The organism is Pseudomonas sp. CFBP 13710 (genome assembly GCF_014842235.1).
Lineage (GTDB): Bacteria > Pseudomonadota > Gammaproteobacteria > Pseudomonadales > Pseudomonadaceae > Aquipseudomonas > Aquipseudomonas baltica.
On record NZ_JACYVJ010000009.1, the window covers coordinates 1 to 19215 of the forward strand.

At 60.3% G+C, this 19215-nt stretch carries 16 protein-coding genes and 2 pseudogenes; 6 read left to right on the forward strand and 12 right to left on the reverse strand.

The features are described 5' to 3' along the window. A pseudogene (locus IFT44_RS17105) lies at positions 1-395 on the forward strand (hypothetical protein); the annotation flags it as partial. Positions 396-419: 24 nt separating this feature from the next. Here IFT44_RS17105 and IFT44_RS17110 read toward each other — a convergent pair. Beyond that, entirely contained in the window at positions 420-794 is a 375-nt protein-coding gene (locus tag IFT44_RS17110; RefSeq protein ID WP_192176278.1) for a MerR family transcriptional regulator, read from the reverse strand. Between the two features lie 73 nt (positions 795-867). On the opposite strand from IFT44_RS17110, the gene IFT44_RS17115 reads away from it, so the two are divergent. Next, positions 868-1317, forward strand: a complete 450-nt coding sequence (locus IFT44_RS17115) for a hypothetical protein (RefSeq protein ID WP_192176279.1) — start codon at positions 868-870, stop codon at positions 1315-1317. A gap of 12 nt (positions 1318-1329) precedes the next feature. Here IFT44_RS17115 and IFT44_RS17120 read toward each other — a convergent pair whose 3' ends face one another. The 4 genes from IFT44_RS17120 to IFT44_RS17135 all read right to left on the reverse strand — a co-directional run bounded on the left by IFT44_RS17120 (position 1330) and on the right by IFT44_RS17135 (position 7055). After that, positions 1330-2865 carry a PQQ-dependent sugar dehydrogenase gene (locus tag IFT44_RS17120; RefSeq protein WP_342214295.1) on the reverse strand — a complete coding sequence of 512 codons (1536 nt, stop codon included), beginning with the start codon at positions 2863-2865 and terminating at the stop codon, positions 1330-1332. Between the two features lie 187 nt (positions 2866-3052). Next, positions 3053-5482, reverse strand: coding sequence for a TonB-dependent siderophore receptor (locus tag IFT44_RS17125; protein WP_192176281.1), 2430 nt, complete (start codon positions 5480-5482; stop codon positions 3053-3055). A 121-nt stretch (positions 5483-5603) separates the two neighbouring features. Then, complete coding sequence (locus IFT44_RS17130; RefSeq protein ID WP_122713867.1) at positions 5604-6542, reverse strand: FecR domain-containing protein; 939 nt, start codon at positions 6540-6542, stop codon at positions 5604-5606. A gap of 3 nt (positions 6543-6545) precedes the next feature. After that, on the reverse strand, positions 6546-7055 hold the full coding sequence (locus tag IFT44_RS17135; protein WP_122713868.1) for a sigma-70 family RNA polymerase sigma factor: 510 nt from the start codon (positions 7053-7055) through the stop codon (positions 6546-6548). Between the two features lie 263 nt (positions 7056-7318). Between IFT44_RS17135 and IFT44_RS17140 the strand changes: the two genes are divergently transcribed. Both IFT44_RS17140 and IFT44_RS17145 read left to right on the forward strand, forming a co-directional pair. Then, a complete protein-coding gene (locus IFT44_RS17140) occupies positions 7319-8020 on the forward strand; it encodes a glutathione S-transferase family protein (protein ID WP_192102389.1) in 702 nt (233 codons plus the stop codon). A 130-nt stretch (positions 8021-8150) separates the two neighbouring features. Beyond that, the gene (locus IFT44_RS17145) at positions 8151-8789 is read left to right on the forward strand and encodes a TetR/AcrR family transcriptional regulator (RefSeq protein ID WP_240998685.1); all 639 of its coding nucleotides are present in this window, start codon (positions 8151-8153) and stop codon (positions 8787-8789) included. Here IFT44_RS17145 and IFT44_RS17150 read toward each other — a convergent pair. Next, a complete protein-coding gene (locus IFT44_RS17150) occupies positions 8740-9609 on the reverse strand; it encodes a helix-turn-helix domain-containing protein (protein WP_192102390.1) in 870 nt (289 codons plus the stop codon). The two genes, IFT44_RS17145 and IFT44_RS17150, sit on opposite strands and share 50 nt — an antisense overlap. Before the next feature lie 156 nt (positions 9610-9765). Here IFT44_RS17150 and pobA point away from each other — a divergent pair, with 156 nt between their 5' ends. Both pobA and IFT44_RS17160 read left to right on the forward strand, forming a co-directional pair. Beyond that, on the forward strand, positions 9766-10950 hold the full coding sequence (pobA, locus tag IFT44_RS17155) for a 4-hydroxybenzoate 3-monooxygenase (RefSeq protein ID WP_192176282.1): 1185 nt from the start codon (positions 9766-9768) through the stop codon (positions 10948-10950). Between the two features lie 69 nt (positions 10951-11019). After that, positions 11020-12582 carry a sensor domain-containing diguanylate cyclase gene (locus IFT44_RS17160; RefSeq protein WP_244652183.1) on the forward strand — a complete coding sequence of 521 codons (1563 nt, stop codon included), beginning with the start codon at positions 11020-11022 and terminating at the stop codon, positions 12580-12582. Positions 12583-12645: 63 nt separating this feature from the next. On the opposite strand, the gene IFT44_RS21415 is transcribed toward IFT44_RS17160, so the two are convergent. The 6 genes and pseudogenes from IFT44_RS21415 to IFT44_RS17185 form a co-directional block, all read right to left on the reverse strand. Beyond that, positions 12646-13488, reverse strand: a complete 843-nt coding sequence (locus IFT44_RS21415) for a methyl-accepting chemotaxis protein (protein WP_446730962.1) — start codon at positions 13486-13488, stop codon at positions 12646-12648. 15 nt (positions 13489-13503) lie between these two features. Next, a pseudogene (locus IFT44_RS21420) lies at positions 13504-14628 on the reverse strand (HAMP domain-containing protein); the annotation flags it as partial. A gap of 142 nt (positions 14629-14770) precedes the next feature. Further along, positions 14771-15766: an AraD1 family protein gene (gene araD1, locus IFT44_RS17170; RefSeq protein ID WP_192058000.1), complete on the reverse strand. Its 996-nt coding sequence runs from the start codon at positions 15764-15766 to the stop codon at positions 14771-14773. Positions 15767-15819: 53 nt separating this feature from the next. Beyond that, positions 15820-16995: an L-rhamnonate dehydratase gene (locus tag IFT44_RS17175; RefSeq protein WP_192176285.1), complete on the reverse strand. Its 1176-nt coding sequence runs from the start codon at positions 16993-16995 to the stop codon at positions 15820-15822. After that, entirely contained in the window at positions 16992-18050 is a 1059-nt protein-coding gene (locus tag IFT44_RS17180; RefSeq protein WP_192176286.1) for a 4-hydroxythreonine-4-phosphate dehydrogenase PdxA, read from the reverse strand. Before IFT44_RS17180 ends, IFT44_RS17175 begins: the two co-directional genes overlap by 4 nt. Continuing rightward, positions 18047-19003 (reverse strand): amidohydrolase family protein, encoded by a 957-nt coding sequence (locus IFT44_RS17185; protein ID WP_192176287.1) that lies wholly within the window; start codon positions 19001-19003, stop codon positions 18047-18049. Before IFT44_RS17185 ends, IFT44_RS17180 begins: the two co-directional genes overlap by 4 nt. Positions 19004-19215: the final 212 nt, after the last annotated feature.

The window sequence follows — 19215 nt, forward strand, 5'->3', positions numbered from 1 at the left end:
TAAATATTGAAAGGGGACAGATTGATTTTTCTATCACTGTCCGCTTCTGGCCGAAAGCAGCCCTTTCCGCACGTAGTCATCGACCGCCAATGATTTACACCATTCGCAGCCTTGTTCCAAGCGACAGCTGCTACCCTCAGAGATTTCTCACCTCAAACATCCGCCGCACGCCGCAAGAAGACCACTCTCGAAGCAAATACCTACCCCATGCGGATAAGGCTATCAACTGGATCGACATCTTCAAAGCTCTTAAAGCGGGACCTGCGGCTGTTATCGAACGCATTCCCGAAACGCTGCACCGAACACTCGACCAGGGGTTCTGGATACACCTGGATGTTGCTGATCGAAGACCTGCTGACCGTTCCACACAACCCGCCCCACGCCATCCTCCTTGAACCCCGGCACCAGCAAAACGTCATTCAAGACACAGCAATCCGACCAGCCCCCATCAGCGGACAGACCTGCACGGCTCGCTCAGCCAATAGGTTGCGCAGAGCGCGCATTTGTCCGATGCGCTCGTCCAACAAGGCGATTTTCTCTGCAAATAACTGAGCCAGCAGATCGGTGGAAGCTTCTTCGCCAGTCCACAGCAACGGCAGATTTTCGCCGATCTCCCTCAACGAAAATCCCAAGTGCTGCGCCAGCTTGATATACCCAACCAGTTGCAGCGTCTGCTCGGCGTAAAACCGATAGCCGTTGGCAGCACGACCCGGCTTGATCAAGCCTTTCTCTTCGTAGAACCTCAGGGTATCGACTGACACGCCCGCCTTCGCTGCCACTTCTCCGATCTTCACCCGTCAATTCTCCCTTTGACTCTGGACCTAACTCCAGGCTTTAGCCTGCGGGCTCCAACTGTGAGGGGTGAATATGATCAGCGTAAATAGAAATCTGCAGATCGTTCGGGCCAGTGCTGTTTACGATCTTGTGGTCACTGCGGGCTTCATGACGCCTTGGACGGCATTGCTGGTTTTTGAAGGATTCGCAGCGCTGTCCGCTGTGCTGGCATTGGACCGAGCGGTCCCCACGCTGGACACTACCGCAATGCTGTTCGCCAACCTGCTGGGCAGCATCGTGGTGATCTGGTCGATATGGCGGCTGGTGCAACCCAGCCGCAGCATTGGTATGTATGACGCACTGGCGAGAGTGCTGTTCGCTGCCTGGCAGCTGTTTGCAGTAGCTCACGGCGCCAGTTTTCTGATTCTGGGCTTCACGGTTTTCGAAGTGGCTTTTGCCATCGCGCAACTGCTGCCGACACACAATCCACAAGCGGTTCAAACGCAGGCACGCCCTGGGGGTTCTGGTCTCGGTGCGCGGTAGCCAAAAGTCTCGCTATGGCGTCACCCGCAACAGCTTCGCATCGACCCCATCGGTCAGCACATAGATCGACCCATCGGGAGCTACCTTGACGTCGCGTATGCGCTCGTCCAGTTCGCCCAGCAGCAGTTGCTGACCGACGATCTGCTGGCCGTTACGCACAACGCGGCGCACGGCACGCTCCTTGAGTGCCGGGACCAGCAAGTCGCCTTGCCATTGGGGAAACAGCGGACCGTCGTAAATGGCCAAGCCAGCGGGTGCAATCGACGGTGTCCACTCCAGGAGTGCGTTCTGGTAGCCAGGCAAACGGGTGAATGGCGTTATTTTCGCAAACGGGTAGTCGATACCGCCCGTGACGATGGGCCAGCCGTAGTTGGCGCCCGGCACGATGCGGTTGACCTCGTCGCCGCCGCGCGCGCCATGCTCGGTGATCAGCAAATCGCCCGTTGTCGGGTCGACGGCGATGCCCTGCACATTGCGGTGGCCAAGGCTGTAGATTTCCGGGGCGACGCCAGCTTGGCCGATGAAAGGGTTATCCGCCGGCGGGCGGCCCTCGCGGTCGATTCTGACCAGGGTGCCCAGATCGTTCGCAGGATTCTGCGCTTCTTCCCGCCGCTCGCTGCCGTCGCCGAGCGCGAGCACCAGGGTCTGGTCGCGAAGAAAGGCAATGCGCCCGCCGTTGTTGCCGGCGCGAGGCTTGAGCGTGGAGCTGAACAGTACGCGGACGTCGTCGATCCGATCATTCGCCAACGTGGCACGCACAAGGCGCGTGCCGTTCGCACCGGCTTCGCCATAAGCCATGGTCAGGTAAAGCCAACCGTTATGTTCGAACTGCGGATCCAGCGCGACCTCCATCAATCCCGCGGTACCGCCCTGCTGGAAGATGGGCGGCAGCCCGTCGAGCTTGATCTGCGAAGACGCGCCATCGGCAGCGATGGCGAGGAGTCGCCCTTCCATCTCTGTGACCAGGACGCGGCCGTCTGGAAGAAACGCCACCGACCATGGGCGATTCAGGCCCGTCGCGACGGTCTGAACCTTGTAGCTGGCGGAATCTACCCTCGCTGGCGTATCGCCGGTGCCAGGGGCCATGGCGAAAAACAACATGGCGGGCGCAGCGATGAGAACCGCCACCACACCCGCCTGACGCCACTGCCCGCCCCGGCTCGACGAATGAGCAGTCATGACGGAAGGCGCGCTCAGACGCGCATACAGCCACCCGCCGACGATTCCCGTCAGCGACATCAGCACATGGCCAACCGCCGTGCGGGTGCCCGGCAATGCCGGCATCGGAATCACCGAGCGCATCAGCCAGAAGACGAAACCCAGCCCACATACGCTGGCCGTGATGAAAACGAGCCTGCGCCAGGAAGCTGGGGTGAAACGCAGCACCCAATGGCCTGCCAACACCGCGAAAGACAGCGCCAAAAAGGCTATGCCGGCCATGACCGGAGCAAACCGCGCGAGGTCTTCGAGCGTGGTCCAGGCCCGGAGGGACAAGGTAACCGGTGCGCCAAGGCTGACGAGCTCGCCGAGATTGAGCTGGGTCTGCACGACACTGGCCAGGGCGCCAGTTGCCAGCGCGGCAACCAGCAGCGCCCTGGTGATACGAATCATGGCCGTCATTCGATGCCTTCTCTGCCTGGTTTCTACCGTTCAGAGATTAACCTCAAACCAGGACCGGCAAAACTGCAGATCGCAAGCTTGCGCATTGGGCGTGCGGCCGGTTCTGACAGACGAATTACCACGTGTACTTGACGCTGGTCAGCAGCGTACGGCGCATACCCGGATAGCACTCATAAGAATCGTCACAAGTGGCCACATACTCGGTGTCCAACAGATTTTGCGCGTTGACCGAGACGGTGACGTGTTTGTTGATCGGGTAGCTGGCGCCTGCATCGAACAGCGTGTAGTTGTCGATGTGGTAGGTATTGCCGTTGTCGCCATACAGCACGCCGGTGTAACGAGCACCGCCGCCCAGGCTCAAGCCTTTGAGCGGGCTGTCGTCGAAGGTATAGTTCAACCAGGTCGACGCCATGTGCTTGGGCACGTTGGCCGGGCGGTTGCCTTCGTCGCCACGATTGCTTTTGGTGATTTCGGCGCGGGTGTAGGTGTAAGACGCGATCAGATCCCAGTGATCATCCAGGCGCGCCTTGATCTCGGCTTCAATGCCGCGCGATTGTTGTTCACCCGATGCAACCGTGAAACCGGTGTTCACGCCACCGACGATTTCCGTCGTCAGCACATTGGTCTTGGTCAGGTCGTATGCGGCCAGGGTCATCAGGATGGCGTCGGTAGGCTGGTATTTCACCCCCACTTCCCATTGATGCGCCATGCTCGGGTCGAACGCGCTGGCGTTGCGGTCCGTGCCCGTGTTGGGGGTGAACGACTCGGCGTAGCTGACGTAGGGCGCCAGGCCGAACCCTGTGAGATAGGTCACGCCCAGGCGGCCGGTGAAGGCATTGTCCTTCTGGTTTGAAGAGGCACCGACGTGGTTGTCCAGGTCGTTGCGAACATGGTCATAGCGCCCACCGGCGGTAATCACCCAGTGGTCGTCGAACTTGATCTGGTCTTGGATATATCCGCCGACCTGTTCGATGCTCTGGTCGTAATCGATCGAACTCAGGCTGTTGGCCGCATTGGGACGAGCAATCGCCAGGCCATACTGCGGCGCGCCAAGGTTCAGGTCGGGTGCTCGCGTGCGCCAGCGCGAGATATCGGCGTCTTGCCAGGTGTAGTCGACGCCCATCAACAGTGTGTGGCTTAGCGGGCCGGTGACGAAGTCGGCCTGCAGCTGGTTGTCTAGGTTGAACGTATCCATGTGCTGATCGAAGCGGTCGGCGATCCGCGTCACGTTGCCGGTGGTGGTGTCGACGGCAGCGGGCAGCAGATTCTGGAAGATCAGGTCCACTTGCCCGTAGCGCGCGTTCTGGCGGAACTCCCAGGTGTCGTTCAGCCGGTGGCGAAACTCGTAGCCCAAGCTGAACTGTTCCTGGTCCAGATGATTGAAGCTGTGATCGCCCATCAGCGTGTTGGTGGTGTGGCCGTTCGGCGTGCTGTAGGCGAACAGCGAACCACCGTTCGAATCACGCAGGAAATCACTGAGCAGGGTCAGGCTGGTGTCTTCATTCGGCGCCCAGGTGAAGGACGGCGCGATGTACAGGCGGTCGTCTTCCAGCGCGTGGCCGTCTGCGTAGTCCACTTGGGTATCGGCTTCACGGGCCAGGCCTACCACGCGGTAGAGCAGGTGTTGATCGTCACTCAGCGTACCGCCGATATCGAACTGGCCTTGCAGGCGATCATGATTACCGCCAGTCAATTGCACTTCGTTGACGTGATCGGCCTCCGGTTTTTTGCTGACCCGGTTGACGACGCCGCCCGCATCGCCTTGGCCGAACAGGCTGGACGCCGGGCCACGTACTACGTCTATACGGTCCAGCGAGTAGGGCTCGCTGCGGAAAAACGCATAGCTGTTGTTCTGCTGACGAAGTCCATTGAGGTAATCGCTGCTGGCCTGACCGTTGAAGCCGCGAATGTACAACCAGTCGAAGCCCTTGGGGTCCAGGCCATAGGCTTCCACCTTGACGCCGGGTACGTAACGCAATGCATCGGTAACGGTCTGCGCGCCCTGGGCCTGCATTTGCTGGCGGGTGATCACCGAAATCGACTGCGGAATCTCGATGATGGGTGTATCGGTCTTGGTGCCTGCGCTGCTGCGGGTGGCAACGTAGCCCTCCACCGGGCCGGCCGCTGCCTCAACGGATTGGCCGTTGATGCTCGTGGGGTCCAATTGCAGCGTTGCGTCGGTGACAGGGATCAGCGAGTAGCTGCCGTTGCTCAGTAGTACGGCCTGCAACGTGCTGCCCGCGAGCAGTTGACGCAGACCTGAATCCACCGTGTAGGCGCCGTGCAAGCCAGGCGAGCGCTGCCTTTGCGCCTGGGCGGGATCGAACGAAATGTTGACCCCGGTGGCGGCTGCAAACTGCGCCAGGGCGGTATTGACCGCGCCGGAGGGTATGTCGAACTGGCGGGGTCCGGCAGTCTGCGCCCAGGCTGGCCCGGCGATCATGAGGCCGGTGAGTGGCGCGCCCAAGGCCATGCCCAGCAGCGTTCGACGCGCGATGTGGGCCAGTGATTGGGGTCGTTGCGTGGTTGGCTTGCGTACGGACATACCGTTTCCTTTCGCCCAGTGGCAATAGAGTGAGAGCGGCGTCTGATACGCCTCTATCTACCAAGTCGAATGAGAAACCGAATCAACAACACCCAGGTGTGATTTATTTTCCGACGCGGGTTCAGACCGCCTCCACACGGGTCCAATAGCGACTGAGCTGGCGGATGCGCACAGGCAAGGTCGAAGACAGGTTTTCCAGAACCTTATCGATATTGTTCAAATGAAACGCGCCGGAGATTCGCAACGCTGCGACCTGTGCCTGGCAGCCCAGATGCCCAAGGCGGTAGCGTTGAAGTTCACGAATCAGATCTTCCAGGCGCCAGTCGTTGACCACCAGCATGCCGTGGGTCCATGCATCGGCGTCGGGGCTTGCAGGCTGCACGCTGCCCACCTGGCCCTGGCTGAACCATACCTGTTGGCCTGCAGCCACTTGCACTGTCGAGGTGCGAAGTGCGCTGCACACCTGGACGGCGTGTTCAAGCACGCAGACCCGAGTCAGATCGTCTTCGCGGCGCACGATAAAGCGCGTACCCAATGCACGGATACTGCCTTCGCGGGTGTGCACCACAAAGGGCCGGGCCTGGGCATCGTGCGCGGTTTCTACAAGGATTTCGCCGCTGAGCAGCTGCAGCTCACGAAGGCTTGTGCTGTAGTGGATGTTCATCGCCGTAGCGGTATTGAGGCGTACCTGACTGCCATCTTCCAGGCGCAGGCTTTTGCTTTCGCCCGTGACGGTACGTTGGTCTGCCACCAGCGACGGCAGCGCAGTGGTGCGCCATGCCAAGGTGCCTGCACCGCCGGAGACGATCAACAGCGACAGCACCTTGAGCACTTCACGGCGCTTGAGCCGTGCGCTGCTGAGCGTCGGCGAAGCAATACCGGGCCCGACCCGATCAAAGCGTTCCTGCAGCTGGATCAGCCGTTCCCAAGCCTGACGATGTTCAGGCGCACCTTCGAGCCAGCGCCGATGCGCGTGGCGAGTGGTTTCATCGGCGCTGTCACAGCGCAAGTCGACGTACCAGCGCGCGGCGGCTTCCAGGGTTGCGTGATCCAGTGCCATGGCCTACTCCTCGGTGGCCAGCAGGCAGTGCATCAAGGCCCGTACTGCGTGTTTCTTGACGGTGTTGACCGACACGTGCAGTTGTTTGCCTATTTCCACATAGCTCAGGCCATCCAGCTGGGCCATCAGGAAAATCTGTCGCGTACGAGCACCAAGGCCATTCAGGATTCGGTCGATTTCCAGCAGGGTTTCAATGATCAGAAAGCGTGTTTCCGGCGAGATGTCGAGCGCTTCGGGTCGCGATGCCAAGGTTTCCAGATACGCCTGCTCCACCGCCCGGCGCCGGAACATGTCGATCATCAGGCTACGCGCGATGGTGCTCAAGTAGGCACGCGGCTCGCGCAGTTCAAGCGCCTTTCGTTGGGTCAGTACCCGCATGAAAGTGTCTTGAGCCATATCTGCCGCATGATCGACACAGCCCAGGCGTTTGCGCAGCCAGCCACACAGCCAGCGATGGTGATCGGCGTAAAGGGTGTGCACGGTTTGTTGATGCAGGTGGTCGAGAGGCGGCATGGCTCAAACCTGGAAAGACACATATGATAATCAATCTCATTTTCGTGTCTGCCAGGTTATTTTGCAAGGCTGGAAATGGAGCCCGGCACTGGCGGCGAACCCGCATTGCGGATCGGTCTTCAAAGAGCCTATATCGATTCCAGACAGAATGAATACATTAGCCTAACAACCGTTAGGCAAACCATTGACGAATGCTCGTTGGCAGCCTATGGTCAGTCTACCTAACAAGTGTTAGGTAGACCTCTCTCCAACAGGACCCACCCATGACCGCCAAACTGCAGCTCTTCACCTCCCCCTCGGCTTTCCCCAACCCGCAGCGCCTGCGGTTGTTCATGCACGAAAAGGGCATTGCCGATCAGTTCGATGAAGTCATCTACGACATGGCGCCGGGTGGGCAGCAGCGCGGTTGGCGCCATCTGAACATGAATCCGTGGGGTGAAACGCCCACCTTGCAGTTGGCCGATGGCAGCTACCTGGCGGAAACGGCGGCCATCGCGCGTTACCTCGACCAGTCCTATCCGGGCCGCAAGATCATGGGCGAAAGCGCGCTGGAACAGGGCCTGGACACCATGTGGGACAACCGCATCTGGGTGCATATCCTCTATCGCATCGTCACCGCGTTCCACGTGCTGCACACCGGCCTGGGCTTCAAGCTTGAACTGACCAAGAACGAAGCGTGGGGTGAGCACTGCCGCAAGGAGGCGCTGATGCATGCTGCCCTGGTCAATCGCCATCTGGCTGACGGCCGTGAATGGCTGCTCGGCGGTGCCGAGCCGACGTTTGCCGACATCACTTTGGCAACCGCCATCGCCTTCTCCAAGTTCCCGGTCAACGCCACCCCGCTGGACGAGCGTTTCGAGCATCTGGACAGCTACTGGCAGCGCTGGCAGCAACGGCCAGCCTTCCAGGCGGCCTACGCTGACCGCAGCAGCGGCATACCAGAGCTGGATTCGCCTACCGCGTGATTGGTGGCAACGGGTAGCAATGGCCGAGGCCGCCATCCCCTGGCGGTCTCGGTACGCGTCATGCCGAGCCCTTTTGCTTTAAGATGCCGCGCTTCCCCGAGAACTCGTTCGACGTACGAAAGGCACCCAAATGAGCAGCAACGCCCGCGAGGCCATACTCCTGGCTGCCCGAAACATTGCCCAGTCACAAGGCTACAACGGGCTGAATTTTCGTGACCTGGCGAATGAAGTCGGGATCAAGCCGGCCAGTATCTACTACCACTTTCCGAGTAAGGCCGACCTCGGCGTTGCCGTTGCACGGCGCTATTGGGAAGACGGTGCGGCTGCGCTGGAAACCATTTCCGAGCAGACCCCCAACCCAGTCGAAGCGCTGCAGCGCTTCCCCGAGATCTTTCGGCGCTCGCTGGAGGCTGACAACCGGCTTTGCCTGGGCAGCTTCGTGGGCGCTGAAACCGATAACCTTCCCCCGGCCATGGCCGAGGAAATCCAGGCCTTCGCGCAGGTGAACATTGCCTGGTTGAGCCGGCTGCTGGTCGAGGCGCAGGTGTGCGAACCGGCTGCAAGCGAGGTACGTGCGCGGGCTATCTTTTCGGCAGTGGCCGGCGCTCAACTGGTTGCCAGAAGCCGCTCGGACATCTCGCTGTTCGATACGCTGATCGAGGCCTATCGGGCTTACGGGCCCCTGCCCCCCGTCAGTAGCCTTCAGGGCCCGACACCCACTACCGCTGCACGCGAAACTGTTTCGGTGATTGCCCCGTACAGCGTTTGAAAAAGCGCGAGAAGTACGCCGGGTCGGAGAACCCGAGGTTGTCGGACACTTCGGCGATGGTCATGCTGGTGTAGACCAGATCGCGCTTGGCCTCCAGCAGCAATCGCTGGTTGATCATCTGCAATGCAGATTGCCCCGCAAGGCGCCGACACAGCGCGTTGAGATGGGCATTGCCGATGCCGAGCGTCGCGGCATAGTGATCGATAGGCAGGTGCTCACGAAACCTTAGTTCCAGTGTCTTGATGAAGACCTGCAGATAATCGCGCCCACGATCCACTTGCAAGGTGTCCGACGAGGACAGTGCCTGTTTGCGCCGACTGAGCCAGATCGACAGTATCGTGATCAAGGATTGCAGCATTGCATCGCGGCCCGATCGCTGTTGGTTGTACTCCTGGGCAAGGGCTGAAAACAGCGTGTCCAGATATGCACGCTCGGCACCGACCGGATAACACACAGCCGTGGTCAGCACCGGGCTGCCGAGCAAGGCGCCGAGTTGATGGGCCAAGGGCAGCGCCAGGCTGAGCACGTGGCCCTGGGTGTCGGCGGAAAACTTGAAGGTGTGCACGCTCAGCGCTGGAACGACCTGCAGCGAAGGAGAATCGACGAGATTGACCTCGTCCTCGACCTTCAACGTGGCCTGCCCTGCCTGCACGTACAACAGTTGCACCAGATCGCTGTGCCGATGGGGTTTTATTTCCCAGCCATGCAGCTTGCTCCGCTCGGGAATCGACTCGCAATGGATCAGGTCTGGCGTCGGCCAGGCCCCGGTTTCGCCGTACAGTTTGAACACCGGAACGGGCGCGGCGAGCGATTTCGACATTGTGTCTTCCCCACTGCAACGATCCGCCGAAAGTCCATGAAATATGCCGGATATTGCCTTCTTATCTCAAGTCTGCTCATCAAAAATACAGGGGACAACAATAAAAATGCACTGCAAGGGGTCACGCCCGCAGTCGCACCTCACAAGGCTGCTCACATGAAAACTCAAGTCGCTATTATCGGTGCCGGTCCGTCCGGCCTTCTGCTCGGCCAACTGTTGCATCGTGCGGGTATCGACAACGTCATCGTCGAACGCAAAGACCCCGACTACATCCTCTCGCGGATTCGTGCCGGCGTGCTCGAGCAAGGCACCGTCGACCTGCTGCGCGAAGCTTCGGTCAGCGCGCGTATGGACGCCGAGGGTCTGGTGCACGATGGGTTCGAACTGGCGTTCGATGGACGCAGTGAACGCATCGACCTCAGCGCACTGACCGCCGGCAAAACGGTGATGGTCTACGGCCAGACCGAAGTCACCCGCGACCTGATGCAGGCCCGGGCCGCCGCCGGCGCGCTGACGGTCTACGAGGCCGACCAGGTTCAGCCCCATGACATGAACAGTGACAGCCCGTACCTGACCTTCCAGCACAACGGCGAGACGGTTCGCCTGGACTGCGACTACATCGCCGGCTGCGATGGCTTTCATGGCGTGTCGCGGCAAGCGATCCCGGCAGAGGCCCTGAGCGTCTTCGAACGCACCTACCCCTTCGGATGGCTAGGTATTCTGGCCGACACACCGCCGGTCAACCACGAATTGATCTACGCCAACCATGAGCGTGGCTTCGCCTTGTGCAGCATGCGTTCGGCAACGCGTACCCGTTACTATCTGCAGGTGGGTGCAGAGGAACAGGTCGAGGACTGGTCCGATCAGCGCTTCTGGGATGAACTGAAGCGTCGCCTGCCCGCGCCTGTCGCAGAGCGGCTGGTGACCGGCCCGTCCATTGAAAAGAGCATCGCGCCGTTACGCAGTTTCGTGGTGGAGCCGATGCAATACGGCCGTTTGTTTCTACTCGGCGACGCCGCGCACATCGTCCCGCCCACGGGGGCCAAAGGCCTCAACCTGGCGGCCAGCGATGTCAGCACCCTGTATCGCATCCTGCTCAAGGTCTATCGCGAAGGGCGTACCGACCTGCTGCAAAAGTACTCGCACATCTGCCTGCGCCGCGTCTGGAAGGCCGAACGATTCTCTTGGTGGATGACCTCGATGTTGCACCGTTTTCCCGACACCGATGCCTTCGGTCAGCGTATGCAGCAGACCGAACTGGACTACTTCGTGGGTTCGCCTGCCGGCCGCCAGACCATTGCCGAGAACTACGTCGGGTTGCCGTATGAAGACATAGAATGAATACGAGCTTCCAGTGCGGTACGGAAACTGCATTGATCTCGCTTTGCCGCCAAGCCAATGACGCCTTTTATGAAACCAAGCGACTTTACCCCAGCCAGACTATCGCCGTCGTTGCTGAGCAAAGCCCTGATAGGCTTCATTGCATTGGTGTGCCTGTCCTTGGTTCTGGCGACCGCCTGGCAAATGAGCCTGTCCCGGGAAGAACGTCTGGCAGCCGCCAAAGTTGCAGTTTCCAATATCGTCCGTGCCGCCGAACAGCAAGCTCAAGATACGGTGCGACAAGCTGACAATACCTTGCGTGATCTTGTAGAACGCGTAGAGCACGACGGGCTTGCGATCGACGCGCGAGCGCGCTTGGCGAAGCTGATGGCGGCAAACGTGTCGAACGTCGAGGCTATCCAGGGGCTGTTCATCTTCGACGCCCAGGGCAACTGGATAGTCAACTCGTTCTCCGAGATCCAGACCCACGATAACGGTGATCGTCCTTATTTCATCTATCACCGTGATCACAGTGATACATCCACGCGAATCGGCTCCATCGTGAAAAGTCGCATCACCGGGGATATGGTCATTCCGATCAGCCGACGTATCAATGGCGCTGACGGTACTTTTGCCGGTGTGGCATTGGCCACGGTGCCCGTTGCCTATTTCCAGACCTTCTTCGAGCGAATGGATGTAGACGACCAAGGCGTTATTTTCCTGGCCCTGAACAACGGTGACCTGCTGGCCCGGCGCCCTACCTTGACGGCGCTGATGACCACCAACCTTGCCAAGGGCGATATTTTCTCGCGCTATCTGCCCGAGAGTGACAGCGGTATTGCCGTGACCAGGTCTTTGGTGGACGGTGTGGAAAGGATCTATGCCTACCGCCGGGTCACCGGCCTGCCGATCGTCGCGGCTGCGGGTGTCTCATCCCAACACGTATTCGCCCCCTGGTGGGCGTATGCCTATCGGTCGGCCGGGCTGATTGCCCTGATCTGCCTTGCCCTGATAGGGCTGAGCGTTTTGCTGTACAAGCAAATCCAGCAACTGATAACGGCGGAAAGCGAGCTGCAAGGCGCCCAGAACGAACTGGAAACTATTGCGCAAACCGACAGCCTGACGCAGTTGCCCAACCGACGTCGCTTCGACTTTGCCGTGCGCCAGGAATGGGCACGAGCCAGCCGCAATCGCTCGACGCTGGCGATCATCCTGTTGGACATCGATTGGTTCAAGCAATACAACGACCAGTACGGGCATGTCCGAGGCGATGACTGCCTCATGGAAGTCGCCAACCTCATAGGCAGTGCGGTGCACCGAGCCGGGGATCTGGCGGCGCGTTATGGCGGCGAGGAGTTCGTGATTCTGCTACCGGAAACGGATCTTGCCGGTGCGCTCAGCGTTGCCGAAAAGGTCAGGCTGTCCATTTTCAATGCCGGCATCGAGCATTCAGCCAGTGCGTTGGGTAACGTCACTGTCAGCCTGGGCGTGGTGGCAATCAACGCACCCAAACATGACGCCTATACCGCAGCCCTGAAGGAGGCGGACAGGCTTCTGTATCGCGCCAAAAACCGAGGCCGGAACCGTGTCGAGGCGAACGAGCTGCTTGGTGCGCAAGCAACCGGTTCATACTCTAGCAGCCTGGTGACTTAGGGCATCTGCCCTGGATTATCCCAGGCGAGGGCTGCTGTCCGTCACCGCAGCCCCTGCCCGTCCTCACACCTTGAAGCGTCGCACCACAGCGATCAGATTGGCATTGGATGCGGCGAGCGCAGACGTGCTCTTCTCGGTCTGCGCGCCTCCTGCCACCAGGTCCTCGACTATCTGCCGCACCGCTACCATGTTGCGGTTGACCTCTTCGCTGACGGCGCTCTGCTCCTCAGCCGCAGTGGCTATCTGCGTGCTGAGGTCGTTGATGCATACGACCGATTCGGTCATCGCATCCAAGCCTTCGTTGACCCTGGATGTCTTGTCGACCGTGGCCTGACAGCGCGCCTTGGTGCTCTCCATCGCCACCACGGCAGCACTGACACCCTGCTGCAGACGGGTGAGCATTTCATTGATTTCCGAGGTGCTGGATTGGGTACGCCCTGCCAAGGCCCTCACTTCATCGGCAACCACTGCAAAACCGCGGCCTTGTTCACCTGCGCGCGCCGCCTCGATCGCAGCGTTGAGCGCGAGCAGATTGGTCTGCCCGGCAATGTCACCAATCACGCCCAGTACAGAATTGATACGCTGGGCATCGTGTTCCATGGCCCTGACCTTGGTAGTGGCGTCTTCCACTTCCGAGATCAGTTCGCGGACACTGCTCGAGGCATCTTCGACCACCACTTTTGAATGCCGGGCCTTCTCGCTCGCCACCTGGGTCATGCTCGCGGTTTGAGCGGCATTGCGGGCGACGTCATCGGCGGTAGAGCTCATCTCGGTGATGGCCGTCACCGCTTGATCGGTTTCATTGGCATGGCGAGTCAGAATGCTGTTGGTGCCGCGCGACTGTCCGCGTAGCTGCTCGATACCCTCGGCAATCAAAGAAGACGAGTCGGACACTTCACTGATCATTTTCTGCAAATAGACGATGAAGCGGTTGATCGAGTGGCCCACTGCGCCAACTTCGTCCTCGGCGCGAATGACGATGCGCTTGGTCAGGTCGGCATCACCGGCCGACAACGTATCGATGTTGGTCTTGAGCACCGCCAAACGGTTCATCAGTTGCCTGAGGGCGAACACGATCACCAGCAGCATGATCACCACCATCGGGATCTGCAGCATCGCCAGGGTCTTGAGCACATGGCTGCTTTGCGCCGTCAGCACTTCATTGGGTTGGGCTACCGCCATCTGCCACGGCGTGCCTTCGACGGGCATCAGGAACAAGGTGTATTCCTTGCCCTCGCTGCCGATGAACGTCGAACGCGTGGCACCGGGAGTTTTCAGCAGACCCTGCAATGCTGCAGCAAAGGGGTATTGGCCAGCCAGGTCGCCGAGATTCTTCAGTACGTTGTTGCCTGGAATCTCCGGCTGGTTGCTCAGGACTTTGCCGTCGCTCTCGACGATCATCAGTTGCGCGTTGATCTCACGCTCTTTCTGCGCGATCAGCTCATTGAAGAAGCCCAGCGTCACATCGATGGTCGCAACGCCATAGGCGGCGCCGTCCTTGGTAATGGCCATCGCGCAGTTGGTGCGCGGCTCCGGGCTGGCATCGTCCTGGTAGGCCGAGGCCCAGTTGCACTGCCCCGCAGGGGCCTTGAGCCCACCGAGGTACCAGGACTGCTCAAAGTAGTTTTTAGATTCAGGCGAGTTCCAGTGCGTGTTGACTATCAACTTGCCGCTGGCATCGCGGTGATAGAACGTACTGTGCTTGGCCCGGCCCACGGTACGTTTATCGGGAAGCGGCCAGATACCTCCGCCGAATACCTTCGACTCGCCATACTGGTTGACCATGCTGGGCAGCAGGCGGTCGATACTGTCGCTGTCCAGTTGCGCAACCGTCTCGGTAATCACCCGCTGCTGCGCCTGCACCCGGGCCAACTCGCGCTTGATGACGGCACTGATTTCCCCTGCCTCAGTGACCAACTTGCGTTCATCGGTGCTTGTAAGGCTGGGCGTGATGAAGTAATTGACCCCTATCGCCGTCAGCACCGCGACGAGCAGAACGAAGCCTACGAAAGTAGCGGTATAGCGAGTTTGAATGGTGTGCAGCATGAGGGGCGCATCCGCAAGGTGTGGAGTTATTGATCTTGTATAACCTTATCGGCGCGGAACTTTGTCGCATGAGTGCAAGCCCTGATAAAACGTGAACATCTCGGTTCATCAGGAGCGTGCACGGCTTGCTTATATAGTGCGATCAGAGCGCGTTCACCTGACCGATCGCCAAAGGCTCGGCGCTTTCGCCGATGCCGTTTTCCAGAGGTGCGCCAAACGCATCAAGGCTGATCTGGAAGCGATCACCCGGCTGGGTTTTCACGCCGTCGGCAAACGACAGTGTCGCGGTGCCGAAGTAATGCACGTGGACATCGCCCGGACGCAGGAACTGCGCGTATTTGAAGTGATGGAATTCAAGGTTGGCGAGGCTGTGGCACATGTTGTCTTCGCCGCTGAGAAACTCCTTTTCCCAGAGCGTTTGGCCATTGCGAATGATGCGGCTGGTGCCGGCAAGATGCGCTGGCAATGCACCCACGCGCAGTTCCGGACCGTAGGCGCAGAAGCGTAATTTGGAATGGGCAAGGTAGAGGTAGTTGCGCCGCTCCATGACATGGTCGGAGAACTCGTTGCCCAGGGCATAGCCGACGCGGTACGGCTGGCCATCCTCACCAATCACATACAGCCCGGTAAGTTCCGGTTCTTCGCCGGCATCTTCGGCGAAGGGTGGAACAGGGAAATCGGCCCCCGGCCGCACGACGATGCTGCCGTCACCCTTGTAGAACCATTCCGGTTGCGCGCCGGCTTGGCCTTCTGCCGGTTTGCCGCCTTCCAGGCCCCATTTGAAGATGCGCATGGTGTCGGTCATGCCGGCTTCGACGGCGCCTTCTTGCTGGTGCATCTTGTCGCGCGCCGAAGCGCTGCCCAGGTGAGTCAGGCCGGTGCCGCTGATCAGGCAATGCGCAGGGTCTTCGTGATCGAGCGGCGGCAATACGCGGCGCTCTTGCAACAACTGCGCATAGTCCGGACCCGGTCGCGTGCCACGGGCGGCCACTTCATCGGCCAGGCCGTGGTGACCGCGAATGGCCGCCAGAGCGAGCTCTCGGGTCGTGCGGGTATCATTGACCACCTGGACGTGGGCGCCCTCGACAACGCCAACCTGGCGTCCCCCGTCGGTGTTTTCGAATTGAATCAGACGCATGTGTGGCCTCCGGAACGTCATGGTTGGCGCCGCCCGCAAGCGGCGCCAAAGGGTCACTCGATGATGTTGAAGTCGCTCAGGTATTCATCGGAGATTTCCAGGCCCAGACCCGGGGTATTGTCGTCGAGCTGAATGTAGCCGTTGACCGGTTGTGGCTCGCCCTTGAACACGTAATAGAAGAGTTCATTGCCGACCTCGACATCGAACACCGGGAAGAACTCGGCCATCGGCGACGCCGTGGTCGACATGGTCAGGTGATAGTTGTGCATTTGCCCGGCGTGCGGGATGACGGGCACCGACCAGGCTTCGGCCATGGCGTTGATCTTGCGGGCAGCGGTGATGCCACCGACACGGTTGGTGTCGTACTGGATCACGTCGATCGCACGGCGTTCGAGCAAGTCCTTGAAACCGTAGGAAGTGAATTCGTGCTCACCGCCGGAGATCGGCATGATGCCCATCTTCTTCAGCTCGATGTAGCCTTCGATGTCGTCGGCAATGACCGGCTCTTCGAGCCAGCGCGGTTCGAACTCGGCGAGCCTGGGCAGCATGCGTCGGGCGTATTCCAGGGTCCAGCCCATGTAGCACTCGAGCATGATATCGACGTCGGGGCCGGCCAGTTCACGCAGGGCGCGCACTTGTTCGATGTTCTTGCGCATGCCGGCCGGGCCGTCTTTCGGGCCATAGCCGAAACGCATTTTCAGCGCGGTGAAGCCCTGGTTCAAATAGCCCTGAGCCTCTTCGAGAAACAGGTCGAGGTTGTCATTGGCATAGAGCTTGGAGGCGTAGGTCCAGATCTTTTCCTTGGTACGGCCACCCAGCAGTTTGAACACCGGTTTGTTGACCGCCTTGCCCATGATGTCCCAGATCGCGATGTCGATTGCCGAGATCGCCGCCATGCCGATGCCCTTGCGGCCCCAGGCGTGGCTCTGGCGGTACATTTTCTGCCAGATGTACTCGTTGTCGAACGGGTCTTCACCTATGGCGATCGGCGCCAGATAGGTGTCGATGATTTCCTTGGCCACACGTGGCGCCAAGGCGCAGTTACCGATGCCGACCAGACCGGTGTCGGTCTCCACTTCCACCACCAGCCAGCCGTGGAAACGGAACGAGCCCATGGCGTCGCCGCGCTCGAACAGAATGTCACTGGCGTTGGTGCAGAAGTGCGCCTGGGGCGGAACGACTTTGCCTTTCCACTCGAAAACGCGGGTACGGATGGCTTTGATTTTCATGGATTCAGGTTCCTTGCGCTGCCGGTTTCTTGTAATTGTCGAGTCGTGTTCAGTAGCTGTTGCCCGCCCATCCGGCAGGCAATTTCGAACGCTTGGCGAATGGCGCCGACATTGGCTTTGCCCTGCCCGGCAATATCGAACGCGGTGCCGTGGGCCGGGGTGGTGATCGGGATCGGCAAGCCGCCCTGCACCGTTACGCCGCGGGAGAAGCCCATCAGTTTGATCGCGATCTGTCCTTGGTCGTGGTACATCGTGACCACCGCGTCGAAGGCACTGGCATCGCCCTGGACCTTGAGGAAAATCGTATCGCCCGGATACGGGCCTTCCGCGGCGATGCCCATGGCCTGCGCCGAACGCACTGCCGGGCCGATGATGTCCAGCTCTTCGCGACCGAACGAGCCGTTGTCGCCGTTGTGCGGGTTCAGCCCACAGACGCCGATGCGCGGCTTTGCCAGGCCGCTGCGCTTGAGCGCGGTGTCGATCAGCTGAATCGCTTCGATCACCCTGGTCTGCGAGAGCAGGCCCGGCACGTCGGCCAGGGCAACGTGCGAGGTCACGCGCGAGGTCCACAGGTTGTCGAGCACGTTGAATTCGCAGAACGGCCCATCGAAGCCCAGCAACTCGGCGAACCAGTGCAGCTCATCGCTGTGGGCCATGCCGGCCATGTGCAGCGAGGTCTTGTTCAACGGGCCGAACAGCACGGCGTTGGTAGTGCCGGCTTCGGTCAAGCGCAACGCCTGTTCAAGGGTGTCGAGGCTGTAGCGACCGCCGATGACACTGGCTTCACTGCGGGCGAACTCGCCGAGCGTGTCGCCGCGGAAGTCATACAACAGCGGCGTGTCATCGACGAACGACAACTGTTCGAGCGACTCCACGCGGCGGTAGGGAAATTCCATTCCGGCAATGCGCATGCCGCGCTGCATTTCCGCTTCGTCGGCGATCAGGATCACGTTGGCCTGGCTGCGCACCGAGGGCTCGGCGAGCAGCCGTGCGATCAGTTCCGGGCCGATGCCCGCCGGGTCGCCAAGGACCATGGCGATGGATGTCTTGTTCATGCTTCACTCCTCAAGGGTTCAGGCCGTGTCCGGTCAAGGGTGCCCGGCTCGCAGCGATAGACGCGCTGCGCATTGCTGTAGAACAAACGCTCCTGATCGGCCAGTGGCAGATCGGCAACGATGGATTTGAAACCGTTGTAGATGACATCGAACGAGCCACAGAGGCTGTCCATCGGAAAATTGCTGGCGAACATCACGCGGTGGGTGCCGAACATCGCGATCACCTCGCGCACGATCCAGGCGTTGTCCTTGGCCCGCCACGCCTGGCGCAGCTGGCCGAGGCCTGACACCTTCACCTGCACGTTCGGCCACTGGGCCAGCCGCGCCATGGCCAGGCGCCAGGCGGCCAGGCCTTCGGCGCTGCGGTCATTGGGCAAGCCGGCATGGTTGAGAATCAGCGTGGTGCCCGGAAAATCCCGCGCCAGCCATTCCGCCTCATGCAGATTCCACCACGGTGTCTGCAGGTCGAAATGCAAGCCCAGCCCTTGCAGCACGGCATAACTGCGCCGCCAGCGCTCGTCGCTCATCAGGCTGCGGACGTGCCCGACCTGCGTCCTTGTGGTCGGGCCTCCAGGCTTGTGGCGCACGCTGCGCACGCATTTGTAGGAGGCTTGCTCGGCCAGTACGGCGGCGGCCTCGGGATGATCCAGCCAGGCTTGCGCGACGATTGCATTGGGCAAACCGTAGCGGCGGGCGAGTTGTTCGACGAAGCGGGTTTCGCCCACCGGGTCCTGCGGGTCCCATTCCGATTCGATGTACACCGTCTGCACGACCTGGTGAGTACCGGTATCGGCGAGGTAATCGTCGGGCAGGTAGCTGCGTTTGATCGCGCTGTAATCGCCATAGCGGAACGCGACACTGGCATCGGCTGCCAGCCACGGATGGGAGTTGATCGCAGGATCCCAGAAATGATGATGGGCATCGATGATCGGACCGTTCCACAGCTCGGCCATGGCGCACCTCATTGGTGATTTATTGTTCTTTTGATTGATCGTTCTTCTGGGTGCAATCCACCGCAAAACACGGCGTTGGTGTGCACTATCGAAGGCTCCCCGATAACCGTCCAATCAAAACTTGGAATAGAGCGATAGCCTGGAGTTATCTCAACGGGGTTTTTGCAGGTCTGCAGATGGGTTGCGGCGAACCGGACTTTCTTATGAAATGG

What these genes read in the sequence shown, in the direction of transcription:
- araD1 (WP_192058000.1), bottom strand. Translation starts at nt 15,766, where the DNA reads ATGCGTCTGATTCAATTCGAAAACACCGACGGGGGACGCCAGGTTGGC.
- IFT44_RS17175 (WP_192176285.1), bottom strand. Translation starts at nt 16,995, where the DNA reads ATGAAAATCAAAGCCATCCGTACCCGCGTTTTCGAGTGGAAAGGCAAA.
- IFT44_RS17145 (WP_240998685.1), top strand. Translation starts at nt 8,151, where the DNA reads ATGAGCAGCAACGCCCGCGAGGCCATACTCCTGGCTGCCCGAAACATT.
- IFT44_RS17130 (WP_122713867.1), bottom strand. Translation starts at nt 6,542, where the DNA reads ATGGCACTGGATCACGCAACCCTGGAAGCCGCCGCGCGCTGGTACGTC.
- IFT44_RS17150 (WP_192102390.1), bottom strand. Translation starts at nt 9,609, where the DNA reads ATGTCGAAATCGCTCGCCGCGCCCGTTCCGGTGTTCAAACTGTACGGC.
- IFT44_RS17125 (WP_192176281.1), bottom strand. Translation starts at nt 5,482, where the DNA reads ATGTCCGTACGCAAGCCAACCACGCAACGACCCCAATCACTGGCCCAC.
- IFT44_RS21415 (WP_446730962.1), bottom strand. Translation starts at nt 13,488, where the DNA reads ATGATCAGTGAAGTGTCCGACTCGTCTTCTTTGATTGCCGAGGGTATC.
- IFT44_RS17115 (WP_192176279.1), top strand. Translation starts at nt 868, where the DNA reads ATGATCAGCGTAAATAGAAATCTGCAGATCGTTCGGGCCAGTGCTGTT.
- IFT44_RS17160 (WP_244652183.1), top strand. Translation starts at nt 11,020, where the DNA reads ATGAAACCAAGCGACTTTACCCCAGCCAGACTATCGCCGTCGTTGCTG.
- IFT44_RS17135 (WP_122713868.1), bottom strand. Translation starts at nt 7,055, where the DNA reads ATGCCGCCTCTCGACCACCTGCATCAACAAACCGTGCACACCCTTTAC.
- IFT44_RS17180 (WP_192176286.1), bottom strand. Translation starts at nt 18,050, where the DNA reads ATGAACAAGACATCCATCGCCATGGTCCTTGGCGACCCGGCGGGCATC.
- pobA (WP_192176282.1), top strand. Translation starts at nt 9,766, where the DNA reads ATGAAAACTCAAGTCGCTATTATCGGTGCCGGTCCGTCCGGCCTTCTG.
- IFT44_RS17140 (WP_192102389.1), top strand. Translation starts at nt 7,319, where the DNA reads ATGACCGCCAAACTGCAGCTCTTCACCTCCCCCTCGGCTTTCCCCAAC.
- IFT44_RS17185 (WP_192176287.1), bottom strand. Translation starts at nt 19,003, where the DNA reads ATGGCCGAGCTGTGGAACGGTCCGATCATCGATGCCCATCATCATTTC.